The sequence below is a fragment of the Pseudomonas sp. NIBRBAC000502773 genome, from assembly GCF_006517195.1.
GTDB classification, from domain to species: domain Bacteria; phylum Pseudomonadota; class Gammaproteobacteria; order Pseudomonadales; family Pseudomonadaceae; genus Aquipseudomonas; species Aquipseudomonas marginalis.
In genome coordinates this window covers 6,322,712-6,337,789 of sequence record NZ_CP041189.1, presented here as the reverse complement: position 1 = coordinate 6,337,789, position 15,078 = coordinate 6,322,712, and the positions used below count along the sequence as shown (strand labels likewise).

The window sequence follows — 15,078 nt, the reverse complement described above, 5'->3', positions numbered from 1 at the left end:
AAAAACATGACCCGCAACCAACTTGCCGACCTGTACCTCGGCTACATCGACTGCCTCAACCGGCAGGATTGGAACCGCCTGGGCGACTTCGTCCACCCTGAGGTGGCCTATAACGCCAAGGTGGTCGGCCTGGAGGGGTACCACGCGATGCTGGAGCGCGACTTTCGCGAGATCCCCGACCTGGTGTTCCACATCCAGTTGCTGATCGCCGATCCGCCCACCGTCGCCAGCCGGCTGAACTTCAATGTCACGCCCCGGGGCGAGTTTTTCGGGCTGGCGATCAATGGTCGCCAGGTGGCGTTCTCGGAGAACGTTTTCTACACGTTCGTCGACGGCAAAATCGCCCAGGTCTGGTCGGTGATCGACAAGGCGGCGATCGAACGGCAGTTGGCCGTCTAAACTCCATGGACCCATTGTCCGTGGAGACCGATCATGAAACCCAAGAACACCCTCTGCCTCTGGTACAACGGCACCGCCGAGGAGGCTGCGCGCTTCTACGCCAGCACCTTCCCCGACAGCACGCTCGACGCCGTGCACCTGGCCCCCGGTGACTACCCGTCCGGCAAACAGGGCGATGTGCTCACGGTGGAATTCACCGTGATGGGCATCCCGTGCATCGGCCTCAATGGCGGCCCGATATTCCCCCACAGCGAAGCGTTTTCCTTCCAGGTCGCCACCGACGACCAGGCTGAAACCGATCGCTACTGGAACGCCATTATCGACAACGGCGGCCAAGCCAGCGCCTGCGGTTGGTGCAAGGATAAGTGGGGGTTATCGTGGCAGATCACGCCTCGGGTGTTGACCGATGCGGTGGCCCACCCTGACCCGACAATAGCCAAACGTGCTTTCGACGCGATGATGACCATGACCAAAATCGACATTGCGGCGATTGAAGCCGCGATAAAAGGCTGAGCCACCTGCACCGGTGCATTCAAGCCACGGGGGAAGTTGACACACCTCGTAATATTCCATGAAGATAGCCCCAGTCTTCATGGGTGTGTCAGCTTATGTCCGCAACCTCAGTGGTTAACCTTTCCGTCATTGGCTTGATTGCCAAGGCGCAAGGTTGCGTGGCGCACGCCCTCAAATCGAAGAAACAGTCGCTCATGTGACCGGGGCGCGCTGTCCCGTCAGATGAGCTGACAGGACATTGAGCGCGGACTCCCTCCCCCTTGCACAATTGCCCATGCCTTTCTGACGGTGACTCAAGCGGTCAATCATCAGGAGAAAGTGCATGTCATCGTTTCAAGGTATCTGGGTTCCCGTGGTCACGCCGTTCCAGGATGGCGCCATCGATTTTGTCGGCCTGCACCGCCTGGTCAGCCACCTGCTGGACAAGCACGTGGCCGGGATCATGGTGTGCACCACCACCGGCGAAGCCGCATCGCTCAGCCGCCAGGAACAATTGGCGGTGCTGGATGGGGTATTGCAACAGGTGCCCGCCCACCGTGTGGTGATGGGTCTGGCGGGCAACAACCAGATTGAGCTGCTGCAATTCCAGGCCGAGGTCCTCAAGCGCCCGCTGGCGGGTTTGCTGGTGCCGGCGCCGAGTTACATCCGTCCTTCCCAGGCTGGCCTTGAAGCGTTCTTTCGCACGGTGGCCGATGCGTCCAGCGTGCCGATCATTCTCTACGACATTCCCTACCGTACCGGCGTGACCTTCGAGCAGGCGACCTTGCTGAACATCGTCGCGCACCCGCAGATCGTGGCGATCAAGGACTGCGGCGGCAACCTGGGCAACACCCTGGCGGTGTTGGCCAGCGGTGAGGTCGATGTGTTGTGTGGCGAGGACCTGCAGATCTTCAATGCGCTGTGCCTGGGCGCCAGCGGTGCGATTGCCGCGTCGGCCCATGTGTGCACCGAACAGTTTGTAGCGCTGTGGCAACAGGTACGGGACAACCAGTTGGCTGAGGCGCGGGCGACGTTCCTTGGCTTGGTGCCGTTGATCAACACACTGTTCATGGAGCCCAACCCGGCGCCGGTTAAAGCCGCACTGGCGCTGGGGGGCTTGATCGAGAGTGAGTTGCGGGCGCCGATGCAGCGGGCAACCGAGGCGGTCATCGCAAAGCTGCAAAGGCTTTCACGCCAGGCCCAGTAACCCGTGGTGAGCGGGCTTGCCCCGCGCTAGGCTGCGAAGCAGACCCAAAACCAGGCGCTGCGGTTTACCTGACAGAACACAGGGAGCCTGATTGGGGCTGCTTCGCAGCCCAGCGCGGGGCAAGCCCGCTCACCACAACAAGCCCGCTCACCACATAAGCTCAGGGCATCAGGAAATCTGTCCCTCCACCTGCCGGGCCGTATGCAACCGGTGCAACGTGATCTCGCGCACCGCCTGCTTGCTCAGTTCGATGTGCCGTTTCAGCAGGTGCTGCGCCTGGTCAGCCTGGCGTTGCACGATGGCCGCAAGTATTTGCCCATGCTCTTCGTACGTCGCCGCAATGCGGGGCGCCTGGGTAAAGTCGAGCCGCCGGATGATGCGGATCTGCTCCGTGATGGCGTAGTGCATGCGCGCCATTTCACGGTTGCCGGTGGCTTCCACCAACGCGCAATGAAAACGCTCATCCAGCGCCGATACGGCCTGGGCGTCCTCCAGGCGCTCGTCCTCTTGCACCTGCCAGGTGGCCTGCAACGCCTGCAGCATCGGGTTCGGTTCGTCCATCGCACATAACCGGCCGACAGCCGCCAGTTCCAATACGATGCGCACGTCGTAGAGCTCTTCGAAGTAGGCGAAATCGAACGGTTTCACCTGCCAGCCACTGCGAAAATACACCTCCACATACCCTTCCCGCTCCAAGCGATACAGCGCCTGACGCACCGGCGTGCGGCTGGCGCGCATGCGTTCGGCCACCTCGCCTTCGCTGAAACGATCGCCCGGCAGCAGGCGGAAGTCGAAAATATCCGCCTTGAGCTGCGCGTAGACCTGCTCGGCCAGGCTGTCGGGGCGTGTCTTGGCCCCCATGCTCAGCCCCGGCTCGCAATAAAGGCGCGCCAGCCACCGAACTCGGTGATGTCAAGGGCGTCGGCCAGGGCCCACGGCTCGCAAATGAAGCCTTTGACGCTGCGCCCATCCGCCAGCAGCAGGTTGCCGATCCCCAGCGGCGCGGGGATCTCGGCGACGAACTCGCCAAAGCGTGCGAGGGGCATGTCCCATAGCTCGACGATGATCGCCCGACCGCTGTCCGCCTTGGCCAGCCCGGGCTTGGGCGGCACGGTGCCGGGCAGCGCGTACAGGCGGTAGGTGTCGGCCGTCAGGGTTTGCTCCACCAGCACCGCGTTACGCGTCGTCAGTTGGACATTCAGCGGCATGCCGGTGAGATGTGCGCCCACCACCGCCACGCGCACGCAACCGGGGGCTTGGGCGGGTGCGGACGGTGCCGGCAGATAGCGCTGGGTGGCGCCCAAAGGCAGCTCCAGGCTGGTTTGCCAGCGCTTGCCCAGGTGCGCCAGCGCCGTGTCATGCCAGGCCGGTGCGAGCAAGGTAATGCCGCTGGGCAAGCCATCGGCGCGGATACCGGCCGGCAGCGCCAGGGCCGAGAGGTCGGCCAGGTTGGTGAAGTTGGTGTAGTAGCCGAACTGCGAGTTGTAGCGCACCGGCTCTTCCGCCATCTCGGCCATGGTGCGCAGGGTTGGCGAAGTCGGCACCAGCAAGGCATCGAAACCGGCCAGGCTGTCGTTGATGCGGCGGCTCAGTTCGGCCCGCAGGTATTCGGCTTTGAAGGCGTCGCAGGCGCTGTACTGGCGGCCATTCTCGACAATGCCGCGCACCACCGGGTTGATTGCCTCGGGCTGGTTTTCGAGCATGCTTTCCAGGGCCACGGTGCGTTCGGCAACCCAAGGGCCGAAGTACAGCTGGTCCGCCAGTTCCTTGAACGCAGTGAAATCCACCGGAGTGATCAGCGCCCCCAGCGCCTTGAAACGCTCCACCGCCTGGTCGAACACGGCCTGGTTCTGGGTATCGCCGAAAAACTCCAGGGCCGCCGGGATGGCCAGCTTGATCGAAGCGCCCACCGCCACTGGCGCCGTGTTGGGGTTGGCGCGGGAATAGGCATCGCTGGCGTCGTATCCCGCCGCAACGTGCGCGACGGTCTCGGCATCTTCCACGGTCAGGGCAAACACCGAGACGCAATCCACCGTGCGGCAAGCCGGCACCAGGCCGGTATTGGACAAACGCCCCTTGGTCGGCTTCAAGCCGACGATATTGTTGAACCCCGCCGGTACACGCCCGGAGCCCGCCGTGTCGGTGCCCAGGGAAAACGCCACCAGGCCACGGGCGACCACCGACGCAGAACCGGAGCTGGAGCCGCCGCTGACGTAATCCCCATTGAAACTGTTGCCCACCGCGCCGTACGGCGAGCGGGTGCCCACCAGGCCGGTGGCGAACTGATCGAGGTTGGTCTTGCCCATCAGGATCGCACCGGCTGCGCGCAGCTTTTGTAAGACCGAGGCATCCTGCGTCGCCCGGTAGGCAAATTCGGGGCAGGCGGCAGTGGTATCCCAGCCGGCCGCATCGATGTTGTCCTTGATCGCAAACGGCACGCCATACAACGGCAGCCGGGTCATATCGCCGCCCTGGGCTGCCAATCGTTCGCTCAACTGCGCCAGTTGCTCGGCCAATGCCTGCGGTTGAGCGCGGGCGATCCAGGCGCTGTCCTCGGCGGGGTATTGCGCGGCCAGGGTGAGCAAAATGTCCGGCGTGATCGTGCCGCTGCGGTAAGCAGCCTGCCATTCACCGAGGGTCCAGCCAACAACGTTGTGCATGGGAAACTCCACCTTGTATCCAAGTTTGGATTTGTCTAAAGCAAAGCCCACGCCAGGTCACTCTGCCAGTGATTACGCAGGTATCGCCGCACAACGTGCGCTTAGATAGCGCACCCGGGCATCGTCCATGCGCCAAAAAAAGACATTCAATCGACCCCTCGGTTGCGACCGCGCCAATACCGACCTACTGTTCCAGACCATGCTCTGCCATTTGCTGTCCCCCACCCTAAGCCTTCAGGTGACGACATGCCCACGCTCCCCCGCCCTGCCGTACTCGAACTGATCGGCAACACGCCGCTGGTTCGGGTCAGCCGTTTCGATACCGGCCCCTGCACGCTGTTCCTCAAGCTTGAATCCCAGAACCCCGGAGGCTCCATCAAGGACCGCATCGGCCTGGCCATGATCGACGCCGCCGAACGCGACGGCCGCCTGCGCCCCGGCGGCACCATCATTGAAGCCACCGCCGGCAACACCGGCCTGGGCCTGGCGCTGGTGGGCCGGGCGAAAGGTTATCGGGTGGTGCTGGTGGTGCCCGACAAGATGTCCACGGAAAAAGTGCTGCACCTCAAGGCCATGGGCGCCGAGGTGCATATCACCCGTTCCGATGTGGGCAAGGGCCATCCCGAGTATTACCAGGACATGGCCGCGCGGCTGGCCAAGGAGATTGACGGCTGTTTCTTCGCCGACCAATTCAACAACCCCGCCAACCCCCTGGCCCACGAGACCAGCACCGCGCCGGAGATCTGGGCGCAAACCCAACACGATGTAGACGCGATTGTGGTGGGCGTCGGTTCGGCCGGCACCCTCACCGGCCTGACGCGCTTCTTCAAACGGGTACAGCCCGACCTGGAAATGGTCCTCGCCGACCCGGTGGGTTCGGTGATGGCCGAATACAGCCGCAGCGGCAAGCTGGAAACACCCGGCTCATGGGCGGTGGAAGGCATCGGCGAGGACTTCATCCCGTCGATTGCCGACCTGTCCAGCGTGCGCCACGCCTACTCCATCAGCGATGAAGACAGCTTCGACCACGCCCGCCAGTTGCTCAAGGCCGAGGGCATTCTCGGCGGTTCCTCCACCGGCACCCTGTTCGCGGCCGCGCTGCGCTATTGCCGCGAACAAACCGTGCCCAAGCGCGTGGTCACCTTCGTTTGCGACACCGGTACCCGCTACCTGTCGAAGGTCTACAACGACCAATGGATGACCGATGCGGGCCTGCTGCACTACAAGCACTACGGCGACCTGCGCGACTTGATCGCGCGGCGCTTCGAAGATGGCCGCGTGATCAGCGTAAGCCCCGACGACACTCTGCTCACCGCCTTCCAGCGCATGCGCCTGGCGGACGTGTCGCAACTGCCGGTGCTGGTGGACGGCCGCGAACTGGTGGGGGTGATCGATGAGTCCGACATCCTGCTGGGCCTGCACCATGATGCGGCGGACTTCTCCATGATGGTCGCCAGCGCCATGAGCGACAAAGTCCACACCCTGGCCCCCGGCGCCAGCCTGGCCGAATTGCAGGCTGAACTGGATCGCGGCCTGGTCGCCATCATTGCCGATGCGGCGGGCTTTCACGGCCTGATCACCCGCGTCGACCTGCTCAACCACCTGCGGAGATCCCTTGCATGAGCCAGCCCGATAAAAGCGCGTTTGCCACCCGTGTGATCCACGCCGGGCAGTCACCCGACCCGACCACGGGCGCGCTGATGCCGCCGATCTACGCCAACTCCACCTACCTGCAAGACAGCCCCGGCGTACACAAGGGCTTCGACTACGGCCGCTCCCACAACCCCACGCGGTTTGCCCTGGAGCGCTGCGTGGCCGACCTCGAAGGCGGCAGCCAGGCGTTTGCCTTCGCATCCGGGCTGGCAGCAATCTCCACAGTGCTGGAGTTGCTGGATGCCGGCGCCCATATCGTGTCCGGCAACGACCTCTACGGCGGCACCTTCCGCCTGTTCGACAAGGTGCGCCAGCGCAGTGCCGGGCACCGTTTCAGCTTTGTCGACCTGAGTGATGTGGCGGCGTTCGAAGCGTCCTTGCAGGACGATACACGCATGGTCTGGGTCGAAACCCCGAGCAACCCGCTGCTGAGCCTCACCGACCTCGCCGCCATCGCCCGTATCTGCCGCAGCCGCGGCATTCTCTGCGTGGCCGACAACACCTTCGCCAGCCCGTGGATCCAGCGCCCGCTGGAGTTGGGTTTCGACATCGTGGTGCACTCCAGCACCAAGTACCTCAATGGTCACTCCGATGTGATCGGCGGCATCGCCATCGTCGGCGACAACCCCGAGTTGGCCGAGCGCGTGGGCTTTTTGCAAAACTCGGTTGGGGCCATCGCCGGCCCGTTCGACGCCTTCCTCACCCTGCGCGGCGTGAAAACCCTGGCGCTGCGCATGGAGCGCCATTGCAGCAACGCCCTCGACCTCGCCACCTGGCTGGAACGGCAACCGCAGGTATCCCGGGTCTATTACCCAGGCCTGGCATCCCACCCCCAGCACGAACTGGCGCGCAGGCAGATGCGCGGGTTTGGCGGGATGATCTCGGTGGACTTGAACAGCGACCTGGCCGGCGCTACGCGCTTCCTGGAAACCGTCAAGCTCTTCGCCCTGGCCGAGAGCCTGGGCGGTGTGGAAAGCCTGATCGAACACCCGGCGATCATGACCCACGCCAGCATCCCGGCGGCGACCCGTGCGCAGTTGGGGATTGGCGACGGGCTGGTGCGGTTGTCGGTGGGGGTTGAGGACGTGGAGGATCTACGGGCAGACCTCGCCCAGGCCTTGGCCCGGATATAAATCCCCCCAGAAAACAAAGATCAACTGTGGGAGGGGGCTTGCTCCCTCCCACATTGGGTATGCGTCACCCCTGGACGATGTTGGCACGCGCCGAATGCAGCTTCTTGTAGCTCTCGATCAAGCGCAAATGCCGGTCCAGCCCTTCCAGCTTCATGCTGGTCGGCGTCAACCCATGGAAGCGCACACTGCCGTTGACCGAGCCGATCACCGCGTCCATCCGTTCATTGCCGAACATGCGGCGGAAGTTGGCTTCGTAGTCCGCCAGTTCCAGGTCGTCGTCCAGTTCCATCTCCAGCACCGCATTCATCGCCTGGTAGAACAGGCCACGCTCGGCGGTGTTGTCGTTGTACTGCAGGAACATCTCCACGCACTCCTTGGCCTCTTCGTACTGTTGCAAGGCGAGGAAGATCAGCAGCTTCAATTCGAGGATGGTCAGTTGGCCCCAGGCCGTGTTGTCGTCGAACTCGATGCCGATCAGGGTGGTGATGTCGGTGTAGTCGTCCAGCTCGCTTTCGATCAGGTGCTCGACCAACGCCTGCAATTGCGCTTCGTCCAGGCGGTGCAGGTTGAGGATGTCCTCGCGGAAGAACAGCGCCTTGTTGGTGTTGTCCCAGATAAGGTCGTCCACCGGGTAGATTTCCGAGTAGTCCGGCACCAGGATGCGGCAGGCGGTTGCGCCGAGGTGTTCGTACACCGCCATATAGGCTTCCTTGCCCATGCCTTCCAGAATGCCGAACAAGGTCGCGGCCTCTTGGGCGTTGGAGTCTTCACCTTCGCCTGAGAAGTCCCACTCGACAAATTCGTAGTCCGATTGGGCGCTGAAGAAGCGCCACGACACCACACCGCTGGAGTCGATAAAGTGCTCGACGAAGTTGTTCGGCTCGGTCACCGCCTGGCCTTCGAAGGTAGGCTGCGGCAGGTCGTTCAAGCCTTCGAAGCTGCGGCCTTGCAGCAGTTCGGTAAGGCTGCGTTCCAGCGCCACTTCCAGGCTTGGGTGGGCACCGAACGAGGCGAACACGCCGCCGGTGCGCGGGTTCATCAAGGTCACGCACATCACCGGGAATTCGCCGCCCAGGGACGCGTCCTTGACCAGCACCGGGAAACCCTGCGCTTCCAGGCCTGCAATACCCGCCAGGATGCTCGGGTACTTAGCGAGCACTTCAGCCGGCACGTCCGGCAGGGCAAATTCGCCCTCGATGATTTCGCGCTTCACCGCCCGCTCGAAAATCTCCGACAGGCACTGCACCTGGGCCTCGGCCAGGGTGTTGCCGGCACTCATGCCGTTGCTGAGATAGAGGTTCTCGATCAGGTTGGACGGGAAATACACCACCTCGCCATCCGACTGGCGCACGAACGGCAGCGAAACGATGCCGCGCGCTTCGTTGCCGGAGTTGGTGTCGAACAGGTGCGAACCGCGCAGCTCGCCGTCGCGGTTGTAGACTTTCAGGCAGTAGGCATCGAGGATTTCGTCGGGCAGCTCGTCATTCGGGCCCGGCTGGAACCAGCGTTCGTCCGGGTAATGCACGAACGTCGCGTTGGCCAGTTCCTCACCCCAGAATTGGTCGTTGTAGAAGAAGTTGCAGTTGAGCCGCTCGATGAACTCGCCCAACGCCGACGCCAGGGCGCCCTCCTTGGTCGCGCCCTTGCCGTTGGTAAAGCACATCGGTGAATGGGCGTCGCGGATATGCAGCGACCACACGTTCGGCACGATATTGCGCCACGAGGCGATCTCGATCTTCATGCCCAGGCCGGCAAGGATCCCGGACATGTTGGTGATGGTCTGCTCCAGCGGCAGGTCCTTGCCGGCAATATAAGTGCCCGCCTCGCTGCCCGCGCTCGGCATCAACAGGGCCTGGGCATCGGCGTCGAGGTTGTCCACTTCTTCGATCACGAACTGCGGCCCGGCCTGCACCACTTTCTTCACGGTGCAACGGTCGATGGAGCGCAGGATGCCCTGGCGGTCCTTATCGGAAATATCGGCCGGCAACTCGACCTGGATCTTGAAGATCTGGTTATAGCGGTTTTCCGGATCGACAATATTGTTCTGCGACAGGCGAATATTGTCCGTGGGGATGTTGCGCGTGCTGCAGTACAACTTGACGAAGTACGCTGCGCACAACGCCGACGAGGCCAGGAAATAATCGAACGGCCCCGGTGCCGAGCCATCGCCTTTATAGCGAATAGGCTGGTCGGCAATCACCGTGAAGTCGTCGAACTTGGCTTCAAGCCGGAGGTTGTCGAGAAAGTTGACCTTGATTTCCATGGGGGCACACCAGAATAACGGGCTAAACAAAAATGGCCGCCATTATGAGGTTTTTCATCGGGAAGTTTCAGGCTTTTGACCAGTGGCTGGCGAAATGAGCCATGCGCATTAATCTTCTGCACAATGCCGCCGATGGACTGTGTGCAACCAGGGAGTAGTCGGAATGCGCAACAACCAGCCTGTAACACAGCGCGAGATTTCACTCGCGCCTTCGCAAAAACTCATCTCCGCCACCGATGTTCAAGGGATGATCACTTACTGCAACGACGCCTTCGTCGATATCAGCGGCTTTGAACGCGCCGACCTGATCGGCGCGCCCCAGAACATCGTGCGTCACCCCGACGTGCCACCCGCCGTTTTCGCGCACATGTGGAGTGCGCTCAAGCAAGGCCTGCCGTGGATGGGCATCGTCAAGAACCGCTCGAAAAACGGCGATCACTACTGGGTCAATGCCTACGTCACGCCGATCTTCGACGGCAGCCGGGTCGTTGGCTTCGAGTCGGTGCGGGTCAAGCCCACGGCCGATGAAATCCGCCGCGCCCAGGCCCTCTACCGGCGTCTGAGCCAAGGCAAGCCGGGCGTGCCGCGCCAGGATGCCTGGCTGCCGGCGGCACTGAGTTGCGTGCCGTACATGGCCACCGGTGTGGCTGGCAGCGTCGCCGGGCTGTTCCTCAGTGCACCGGTGGCCGTCGCAGTGGCCGTGGCGGTCGCGCTGCCGGTGGGCCTGCTGTGCTCACACTGGCGCCAAAGCAGTACCCTGCGTCTATTGGAGGGGGTTGAACCCTCGACGTCGGATGCCTTGATCGCGCAGATGTACAGTGACGCTCGCGGCCCACAGTCGCGTTTGGAAACTGCGTTTCTCAGCCAGACCGCGCGCCTGAAAACCTGCCTTACCCGCCTGCAGGACAGCGCCGAACAACTGAGTACCCTGGCGGGGCAATCCGATCAGTTGGCGGCCGCCAGCGCCAAAGGCCTGAACCGCCAGCGCGTGGAAACCGAACAGGTCTCGGCGGCCGTCAATCAGATGGCCGCGACCACCCAGGAAGTCGCCAGCCATGTACAACGCACCGCCGACGCCACCCAACAGGCCAACGTGCTGACCGGACGCGGCCGCGAAGTGGCGCGCGATACCCGTGAAGCCATCGAGCGTCTGTCCACCATGGTCGGCGAGACCGGGGTGACCGTGGCGCAACTGGCCAGGGACAGCGACGAAATCGGCAGCGTGGTGGATGTGATCAAAGGCATCGCCGACCAAACCAACCTGCTCGCCCTCAACGCCGCAATCGAAGCGGCGCGGGCCGGCGAACAAGGCCGAGGCTTTGCCGTGGTAGCCGACGAAGTGCGCCAACTGGCCCAGCGCACGTCACAATCGACCACCCAGATCCATGGGCTGATCACCAAGCTCCAGGCATCCTCCAGCAATGCGGTGCAAAGCATGGAAAACGGCCAACGCCAGGCCCAGGAAGGCGTGACCTGGGTGCTGGAAGCGGACCAGGCCCTGGTGGGGATCAGCGAAGCGGTGTCGCATATCACCGACATGACCACCCAGATCGCCGCCGCCACCGAAGAACAAAGCGCCGTCGCCGAGGAGATCAGCCGCAACATCACCACCATCGCCGAACTGGCCGACCAGACCTCGATACAAGCCCATCAATCCACGGACCTGAGCAAGGAACTGACGAATACCGCGGCCACCCAATACGCGTTGGTTGAGCGCTTCAACCGCTGAAGGCAGACAAGCTTCTCTAGTAAGCCCGCTTACTGTGGTGAGCGGGCTTGCCCCGCGCTGGGCTGCGAAGCAGCCCCAAAACCAGGCACTGCGGTTTGTCTGATGGAACACAGTGATCTTGATTGGGGCCGCTTCGCAGCCCAGCGCGGGGCAAGCCCGCTCACCACAACAAGCCCGGTCACTCACAACAGGCCCGCTCACCATAGTAAGCCTGCTCACCACAACAAGCCGGCTTGCCACAACAAGCCCGCTCGCCACAAGATAACCACTCATGCCAAGCTTGGGTTAACGCCCACTCATCCCTCTGCATGAAGCCCGCTCATGTCCATCGCCGACAACCTCCTCGCCTTCACCTTCGCCGCCACCCTGCTGACCCTCACGCCCGGGCTCGACACCGCCTTGGTCCTGCGCACCGCCACGGTGGAAGGCAAGCGCCAGGCGCTGCAGGCCACGCTGGGCATCAACGCGGGTTGCCTGGTGTGGGGCGCCGCGGTTGCCTTTGGCCTGGGCGCGCTGATCGCGGTGTCGGAGATGGCGTTCAACCTGCTCAAGTACTGCGGCGCGGCTTACCTGGCCTGGCTGGGGCTGAACATGCTGGTGCGTCCGCGCCGCTCATTGGCACCCGCTTCAGCCGATGGCAAGCCCGGCGGCAACTGGTTTATCAAGGGCATGCTGGGCAATGTGCTGAATCCCAAGGTGGGGATTTTCTACGTGTCGTTCCTGCCGCAATTTATCCCCCAAGGGCATTCGCTGATTGCCTGGACCTTCGGCCTGGTGAGCATCCATGTGCTGCTCGGGCTGCTGTGGTCGCTGGTATTGATCGGCGCCACGCAGTCGCTGTCCGGGTTCCTGCGCCGCGAAAAGGTCATCCAGTGGATGGACCGCACCACCGGCGTGATCTTCGTGCTGTTTGCCGCAAAGCTGGCGTTCAGCAAGCGCTGAGTTTTCCCCAGGCCAAATCCCTCCTTGCCCCCTCGGCGCAAACACGCTACAAATCCCCCCTCACGAAGTTGTACGACAACCTAAAAATAAATCGCCATCCCCGACGATGGCGCCAACCGCCCGAGCCCCAGCATGACTCCGCCTGCCCCGACGCAAACTGCCCCCGCCCTGTTCTCCCGCCCCATTGCCGTGTTGATTCTGCTCTGCATGGGCTGTGCCTTCGCCGGCAATCACATCGCCGCTCGCGTCGCCTTCGATGACGGCGCCGGTGTGCTGTTGGCCATTCTGCTGCGTTCAGGCGGCACCTTGCTGGTGCTGGCGGTGCTGGTACTGTGGCAACGCCAAAACCTGCGCCTGCCCGCAGGTGCATGGCGTTGGCAAGTGCTGCTGGGCCTGCTTATCGCTACCCAGAGCCTGTGCCTCTACTCCGCCGTCGCCCGTGTGCCGGTGGCGATGGCGCTGCTGGTGGGCAACGTGTTCCCGATTCTGCTCGCTCTGCTCACCTGGGCATTCGGCGGCCCACGTCCGACGGCGCGCACCGCCTTGCTGATGGGCTTGATTCTGGTGGGCCTGGTGTTTGTGCTGGACGTACCCGGCCGCCTCTCAGGCCATGCCGATATCGGCCCGCACTGGCTGCTCGGCGTCGGCCTGGCCTTCTGCGCCGCGTTCGTGTTCGCCTGCGCGCTGTGGATCACCGACCACAAGTTGTCCCAGGTACGCGGCTCCGTGCGCAGCCTGCTGACCATCTTCATCGTATTCAGCAGCGTCAACCTCGCCGGCCTCAGCGGCGCCCTTCCCGGCGGCCTGAACCTGCCGGCCACGGGTACCGGCTGGCTGGCACTCGCAACGTTGGTAGTGCTGTATGGCACCGGTTTTATCGTGCTGTTCATGTCGGTCCCGCGCCTGGACATGCCGCGCAATGCGCCGGTCATGAACATTGAGCCGCTGGCCACGCTGTTGATGGGCTGGGTCGTGCTCGATCAAATGCTCAGCGCCGGCCAGATAGTCGGCGGCGTCATCGTGGTGACCGGGATTGTGCTGCTGACCTATCGCAAGTCTGCCCGGTAACGATAAATCCCCGCCTGACCTGGCCCAATTCCTGCCTCCCCCATCCCACCCGGTCGCTACTGACTACGCGGACGACTCTTTTGAGCCCGGCCGCCCAACACCCTCCCCGGATAATCCAGCATCCCCGACCCCTTCCGAGGCCTTCCCCATGACGAGCCCCTCCACCGAACAGGTAAGCCCCCAAACCCTGCGCAAGGTCATCATCGCCGCCGGCATCGGTAACTTCGTCGAATGGTTTGACTTCGCCGTGTACGGTTTCCTCGCCACCACCATCGCCCAACAGTTCTTCCCCAGCGGCGACGCCAGCGCGGCCTTGCTCAAAACCTTCGCGGTGTTCGCCGTCGCCTTCGCCTTCCGGCCCCTGGGCGGGATTTTCTTCGGCATGCTCGGCGACCGTATCGGGCGCAAGCGCACCCTGGCCATGACCATCCTGCTGATGGCCGGCGCCACCACCTTGATCGGCCTGCTGCCCACCTACGCCTCCATCGGCGTCACGGCGCCGATCCTGTTATCGCTGATCCGCTGTGCCCAGGGCTTCTCCGCCGGCGGCGAATACGCCGGTGCCTGTGCCTACCTGATGGAGCACGCGCCCCGGGACAAACGCGCCTGGTACGGCAGCTTCGTGCCGGTGTCGACGTTCTCCGCCTTCGCCGCCGCAGCCGTGGTGGCGTACGCACTCGAAGCGTCATTGTCCGCCGAGGCCATGGGCAGCTGGGGCTGGCGCCTGCCGTTCCTGATCGCCGCGCCGCTGGGGCTGGTGGGCCTTTACCTGCGCTGGAAACTGGATGAGACGCCCGCCTTCCAGGCCGTGAAGCAGGAGCATGCGGTGGCCCACTCCCCGCTCAAGGAAACCCTGCGCAACCATGGTGCGGCCATCTGCTGCCTGGGCGCTTTTGTGTCACTGACGGCGCTGTCGTTTTATATGTTCACCACCTACTTCGCGACGTACCTGCAAGTGGCCGGCGGGCTGAGTCGCGCGATGGCGTTGCTGGTGTCGCTGATCGCGTTGATTTTCGCTGCGGCGATCTGCCCGCTGGCGGGGTTGTATTCAGACCGGGTGGGGCGTCGGGCCACGGTGATGACGGCGTGTGTGCTGTTGATGGTGGTGGTGTACCCGTCGTTCCTGATGGCCAGTTCCGGGTCTTTCGCGGCGTCCATTGTCGGGGTGATGTTGCTGGCGGTCGGTGCAGTACTCTGTGGTGTGGTGACGGCGGCGTTGCTGTCGGAGACCTTTCCGACCCGCACGCGCTATACCGCTTCGGCGATTACCTACAACATGGCGTATACGATCTTCGGCGGCACCGCGCCGTTGATGGCCACCTGGTTGATCAGCACCACCGGCAGCAACCTGTCACCGGCGTTCTACCTGATTGCCGTGGCGTTGCTGGCGTTGGCCGGCGGGCTGGCATTGCCGGAGACGTCGAGGATTTCCCTGCATGACGTGGGCACCGAGGAAAAAAGCGCAGCACCGCTGCTCTCGCGTTAAACACGTTCGAGTCGTGGCCTGCGCAGCCATGCTGGGGCTACAGCTG

12 protein-coding genes are annotated in these 15,078 nt (G+C 63.4%); 9 read left to right on the top strand and 3 right to left on the bottom strand.

Annotated features, from left to right (window positions below):
- The first annotated feature begins 6 nt into the window (after positions 1 to 6).
- From NIBR502773_RS28970 to dapA, 3 genes are all read left to right on the top strand, one after another.
- Positions 7 to 399, top strand: coding sequence for an ester cyclase (locus NIBR502773_RS28970; RefSeq protein WP_141157601.1), 393 nt, complete (start codon positions 7 to 9; stop codon positions 397 to 399).
- 33 nt (positions 400 to 432) lie between these two features.
- Positions 433 to 912 (top strand): VOC family protein, encoded by a 480-nt coding sequence (locus NIBR502773_RS28965; protein WP_115487455.1) that lies wholly within the window; start codon positions 433 to 435, stop codon positions 910 to 912.
- 322 nt (positions 913 to 1,234) lie between these two features.
- Positions 1,235 to 2,098 carry a 4-hydroxy-tetrahydrodipicolinate synthase gene (dapA, locus tag NIBR502773_RS28960; RefSeq protein ID WP_141157600.1) on the top strand — a complete coding sequence of 288 codons (864 nt, stop codon included), beginning with the start codon at positions 1,235 to 1,237 and terminating at the stop codon, positions 2,096 to 2,098.
- Between the two features lie 168 nt (positions 2,099 to 2,266).
- Here the strand turns inward: dapA and NIBR502773_RS28955 are convergent, their stop codons facing one another.
- Together NIBR502773_RS28955 and atzF are read right to left on the bottom strand one after the other, a co-directional pair.
- Positions 2,267 to 2,959: a GntR family transcriptional regulator gene (locus NIBR502773_RS28955; RefSeq protein ID WP_141157599.1), complete on the bottom strand. Its 693-nt coding sequence runs from the start codon at positions 2,957 to 2,959 to the stop codon at positions 2,267 to 2,269.
- Positions 2,960 to 2,961: 2 nt separating this feature from the next.
- Positions 2,962 to 4,758 (bottom strand): allophanate hydrolase, encoded by a 1,797-nt coding sequence (gene atzF / locus NIBR502773_RS28950; RefSeq protein WP_141157598.1) that lies wholly within the window; start codon positions 4,756 to 4,758, stop codon positions 2,962 to 2,964.
- A 246-nt stretch (positions 4,759 to 5,004) separates the two neighbouring features.
- Between atzF and NIBR502773_RS28945 the strand changes: the two genes are divergently transcribed.
- On the top strand, positions 5,005 to 6,381 hold the full coding sequence (locus NIBR502773_RS28945; RefSeq protein ID WP_141157597.1) for a pyridoxal-phosphate dependent enzyme: 1,377 nt from the start codon (positions 5,005 to 5,007) through the stop codon (positions 6,379 to 6,381).
- A complete protein-coding gene (locus tag NIBR502773_RS28940) occupies positions 6,378 to 7,544 on the top strand; it encodes a cystathionine gamma-synthase (RefSeq protein ID WP_065941733.1) in 1,167 nt (388 codons plus the stop codon). The genes NIBR502773_RS28945 and NIBR502773_RS28940 overlap by 4 nt, the downstream gene beginning before the upstream one ends.
- A 64-nt stretch (positions 7,545 to 7,608) precedes the next feature.
- Here the strand turns inward: NIBR502773_RS28940 and NIBR502773_RS28935 are convergent, their stop codons facing one another.
- A complete protein-coding gene (locus NIBR502773_RS28935; RefSeq protein WP_141157596.1) occupies positions 7,609 to 9,807 on the bottom strand; it encodes an OsmC domain/YcaO domain-containing protein in 2,199 nt (732 codons plus the stop codon).
- A 247-nt stretch (positions 9,808 to 10,054) separates the two neighbouring features.
- Here NIBR502773_RS28935 and NIBR502773_RS28930 point away from each other — a divergent pair, with 247 nt between their 5' ends.
- The 4 genes from NIBR502773_RS28930 to NIBR502773_RS28915 all read left to right on the top strand — a co-directional run bounded on the left by NIBR502773_RS28930 (position 10,055) and on the right by NIBR502773_RS28915 (position 15,032).
- Positions 10,055 to 11,536, top strand: coding sequence for a PAS domain-containing methyl-accepting chemotaxis protein (locus NIBR502773_RS28930; RefSeq protein WP_373682402.1), 1,482 nt, complete (start codon positions 10,055 to 10,057; stop codon positions 11,534 to 11,536).
- Between the two features lie 321 nt (positions 11,537 to 11,857).
- On the top strand, positions 11,858 to 12,478 hold the full coding sequence (locus tag NIBR502773_RS28925; protein ID WP_141157594.1) for a LysE family translocator: 621 nt from the start codon (positions 11,858 to 11,860) through the stop codon (positions 12,476 to 12,478).
- A 132-nt stretch (positions 12,479 to 12,610) separates the two neighbouring features.
- Positions 12,611 to 13,546 carry a DMT family transporter gene (locus tag NIBR502773_RS28920; protein WP_141157593.1) on the top strand — a complete coding sequence of 312 codons (936 nt, stop codon included), beginning with the start codon at positions 12,611 to 12,613 and terminating at the stop codon, positions 13,544 to 13,546.
- A 148-nt stretch (positions 13,547 to 13,694) separates the two neighbouring features.
- Positions 13,695 to 15,032, top strand: coding sequence for an MFS transporter (locus NIBR502773_RS28915; protein ID WP_141157592.1), 1,338 nt, complete (start codon positions 13,695 to 13,697; stop codon positions 15,030 to 15,032).
- Positions 15,033 to 15,078 lie beyond the last annotated feature (46 nt).

What these genes read in the sequence shown, in the direction of transcription:
- NIBR502773_RS28925 (WP_141157594.1), top strand. Translation starts at nt 11,858, where the DNA reads ATGTCCATCGCCGACAACCTCCTCGCCTTCACCTTCGCCGCCACCCTG.
- NIBR502773_RS28915 (WP_141157592.1), top strand. Translation starts at nt 13,695, where the DNA reads ATGACGAGCCCCTCCACCGAACAGGTAAGCCCCCAAACCCTGCGCAAG.
- NIBR502773_RS28970 (WP_141157601.1), top strand. Translation starts at nt 7, where the DNA reads ATGACCCGCAACCAACTTGCCGACCTGTACCTCGGCTACATCGACTGC.
- NIBR502773_RS28945 (WP_141157597.1), top strand. Translation starts at nt 5,005, where the DNA reads ATGCCCACGCTCCCCCGCCCTGCCGTACTCGAACTGATCGGCAACACG.
- atzF (WP_141157598.1), bottom strand. Translation starts at nt 4,758, where the DNA reads ATGCACAACGTTGTTGGCTGGACCCTCGGTGAATGGCAGGCTGCTTAC.
- NIBR502773_RS28965 (WP_115487455.1), top strand. Translation starts at nt 433, where the DNA reads ATGAAACCCAAGAACACCCTCTGCCTCTGGTACAACGGCACCGCCGAG.
- NIBR502773_RS28955 (WP_141157599.1), bottom strand. Translation starts at nt 2,959, where the DNA reads ATGGGGGCCAAGACACGCCCCGACAGCCTGGCCGAGCAGGTCTACGCG.
- NIBR502773_RS28940 (WP_065941733.1), top strand. Translation starts at nt 6,378, where the DNA reads ATGAGCCAGCCCGATAAAAGCGCGTTTGCCACCCGTGTGATCCACGCC.
- dapA (WP_141157600.1), top strand. Translation starts at nt 1,235, where the DNA reads ATGTCATCGTTTCAAGGTATCTGGGTTCCCGTGGTCACGCCGTTCCAG.
- NIBR502773_RS28930 (WP_373682402.1), top strand. Translation starts at nt 10,055, where the DNA reads ATGATCACTTACTGCAACGACGCCTTCGTCGATATCAGCGGCTTTGAA.
- NIBR502773_RS28920 (WP_141157593.1), top strand. Translation starts at nt 12,611, where the DNA reads ATGACTCCGCCTGCCCCGACGCAAACTGCCCCCGCCCTGTTCTCCCGC.
- NIBR502773_RS28935 (WP_141157596.1), bottom strand. Translation starts at nt 9,807, where the DNA reads ATGGAAATCAAGGTCAACTTTCTCGACAACCTCCGGCTTGAAGCCAAG.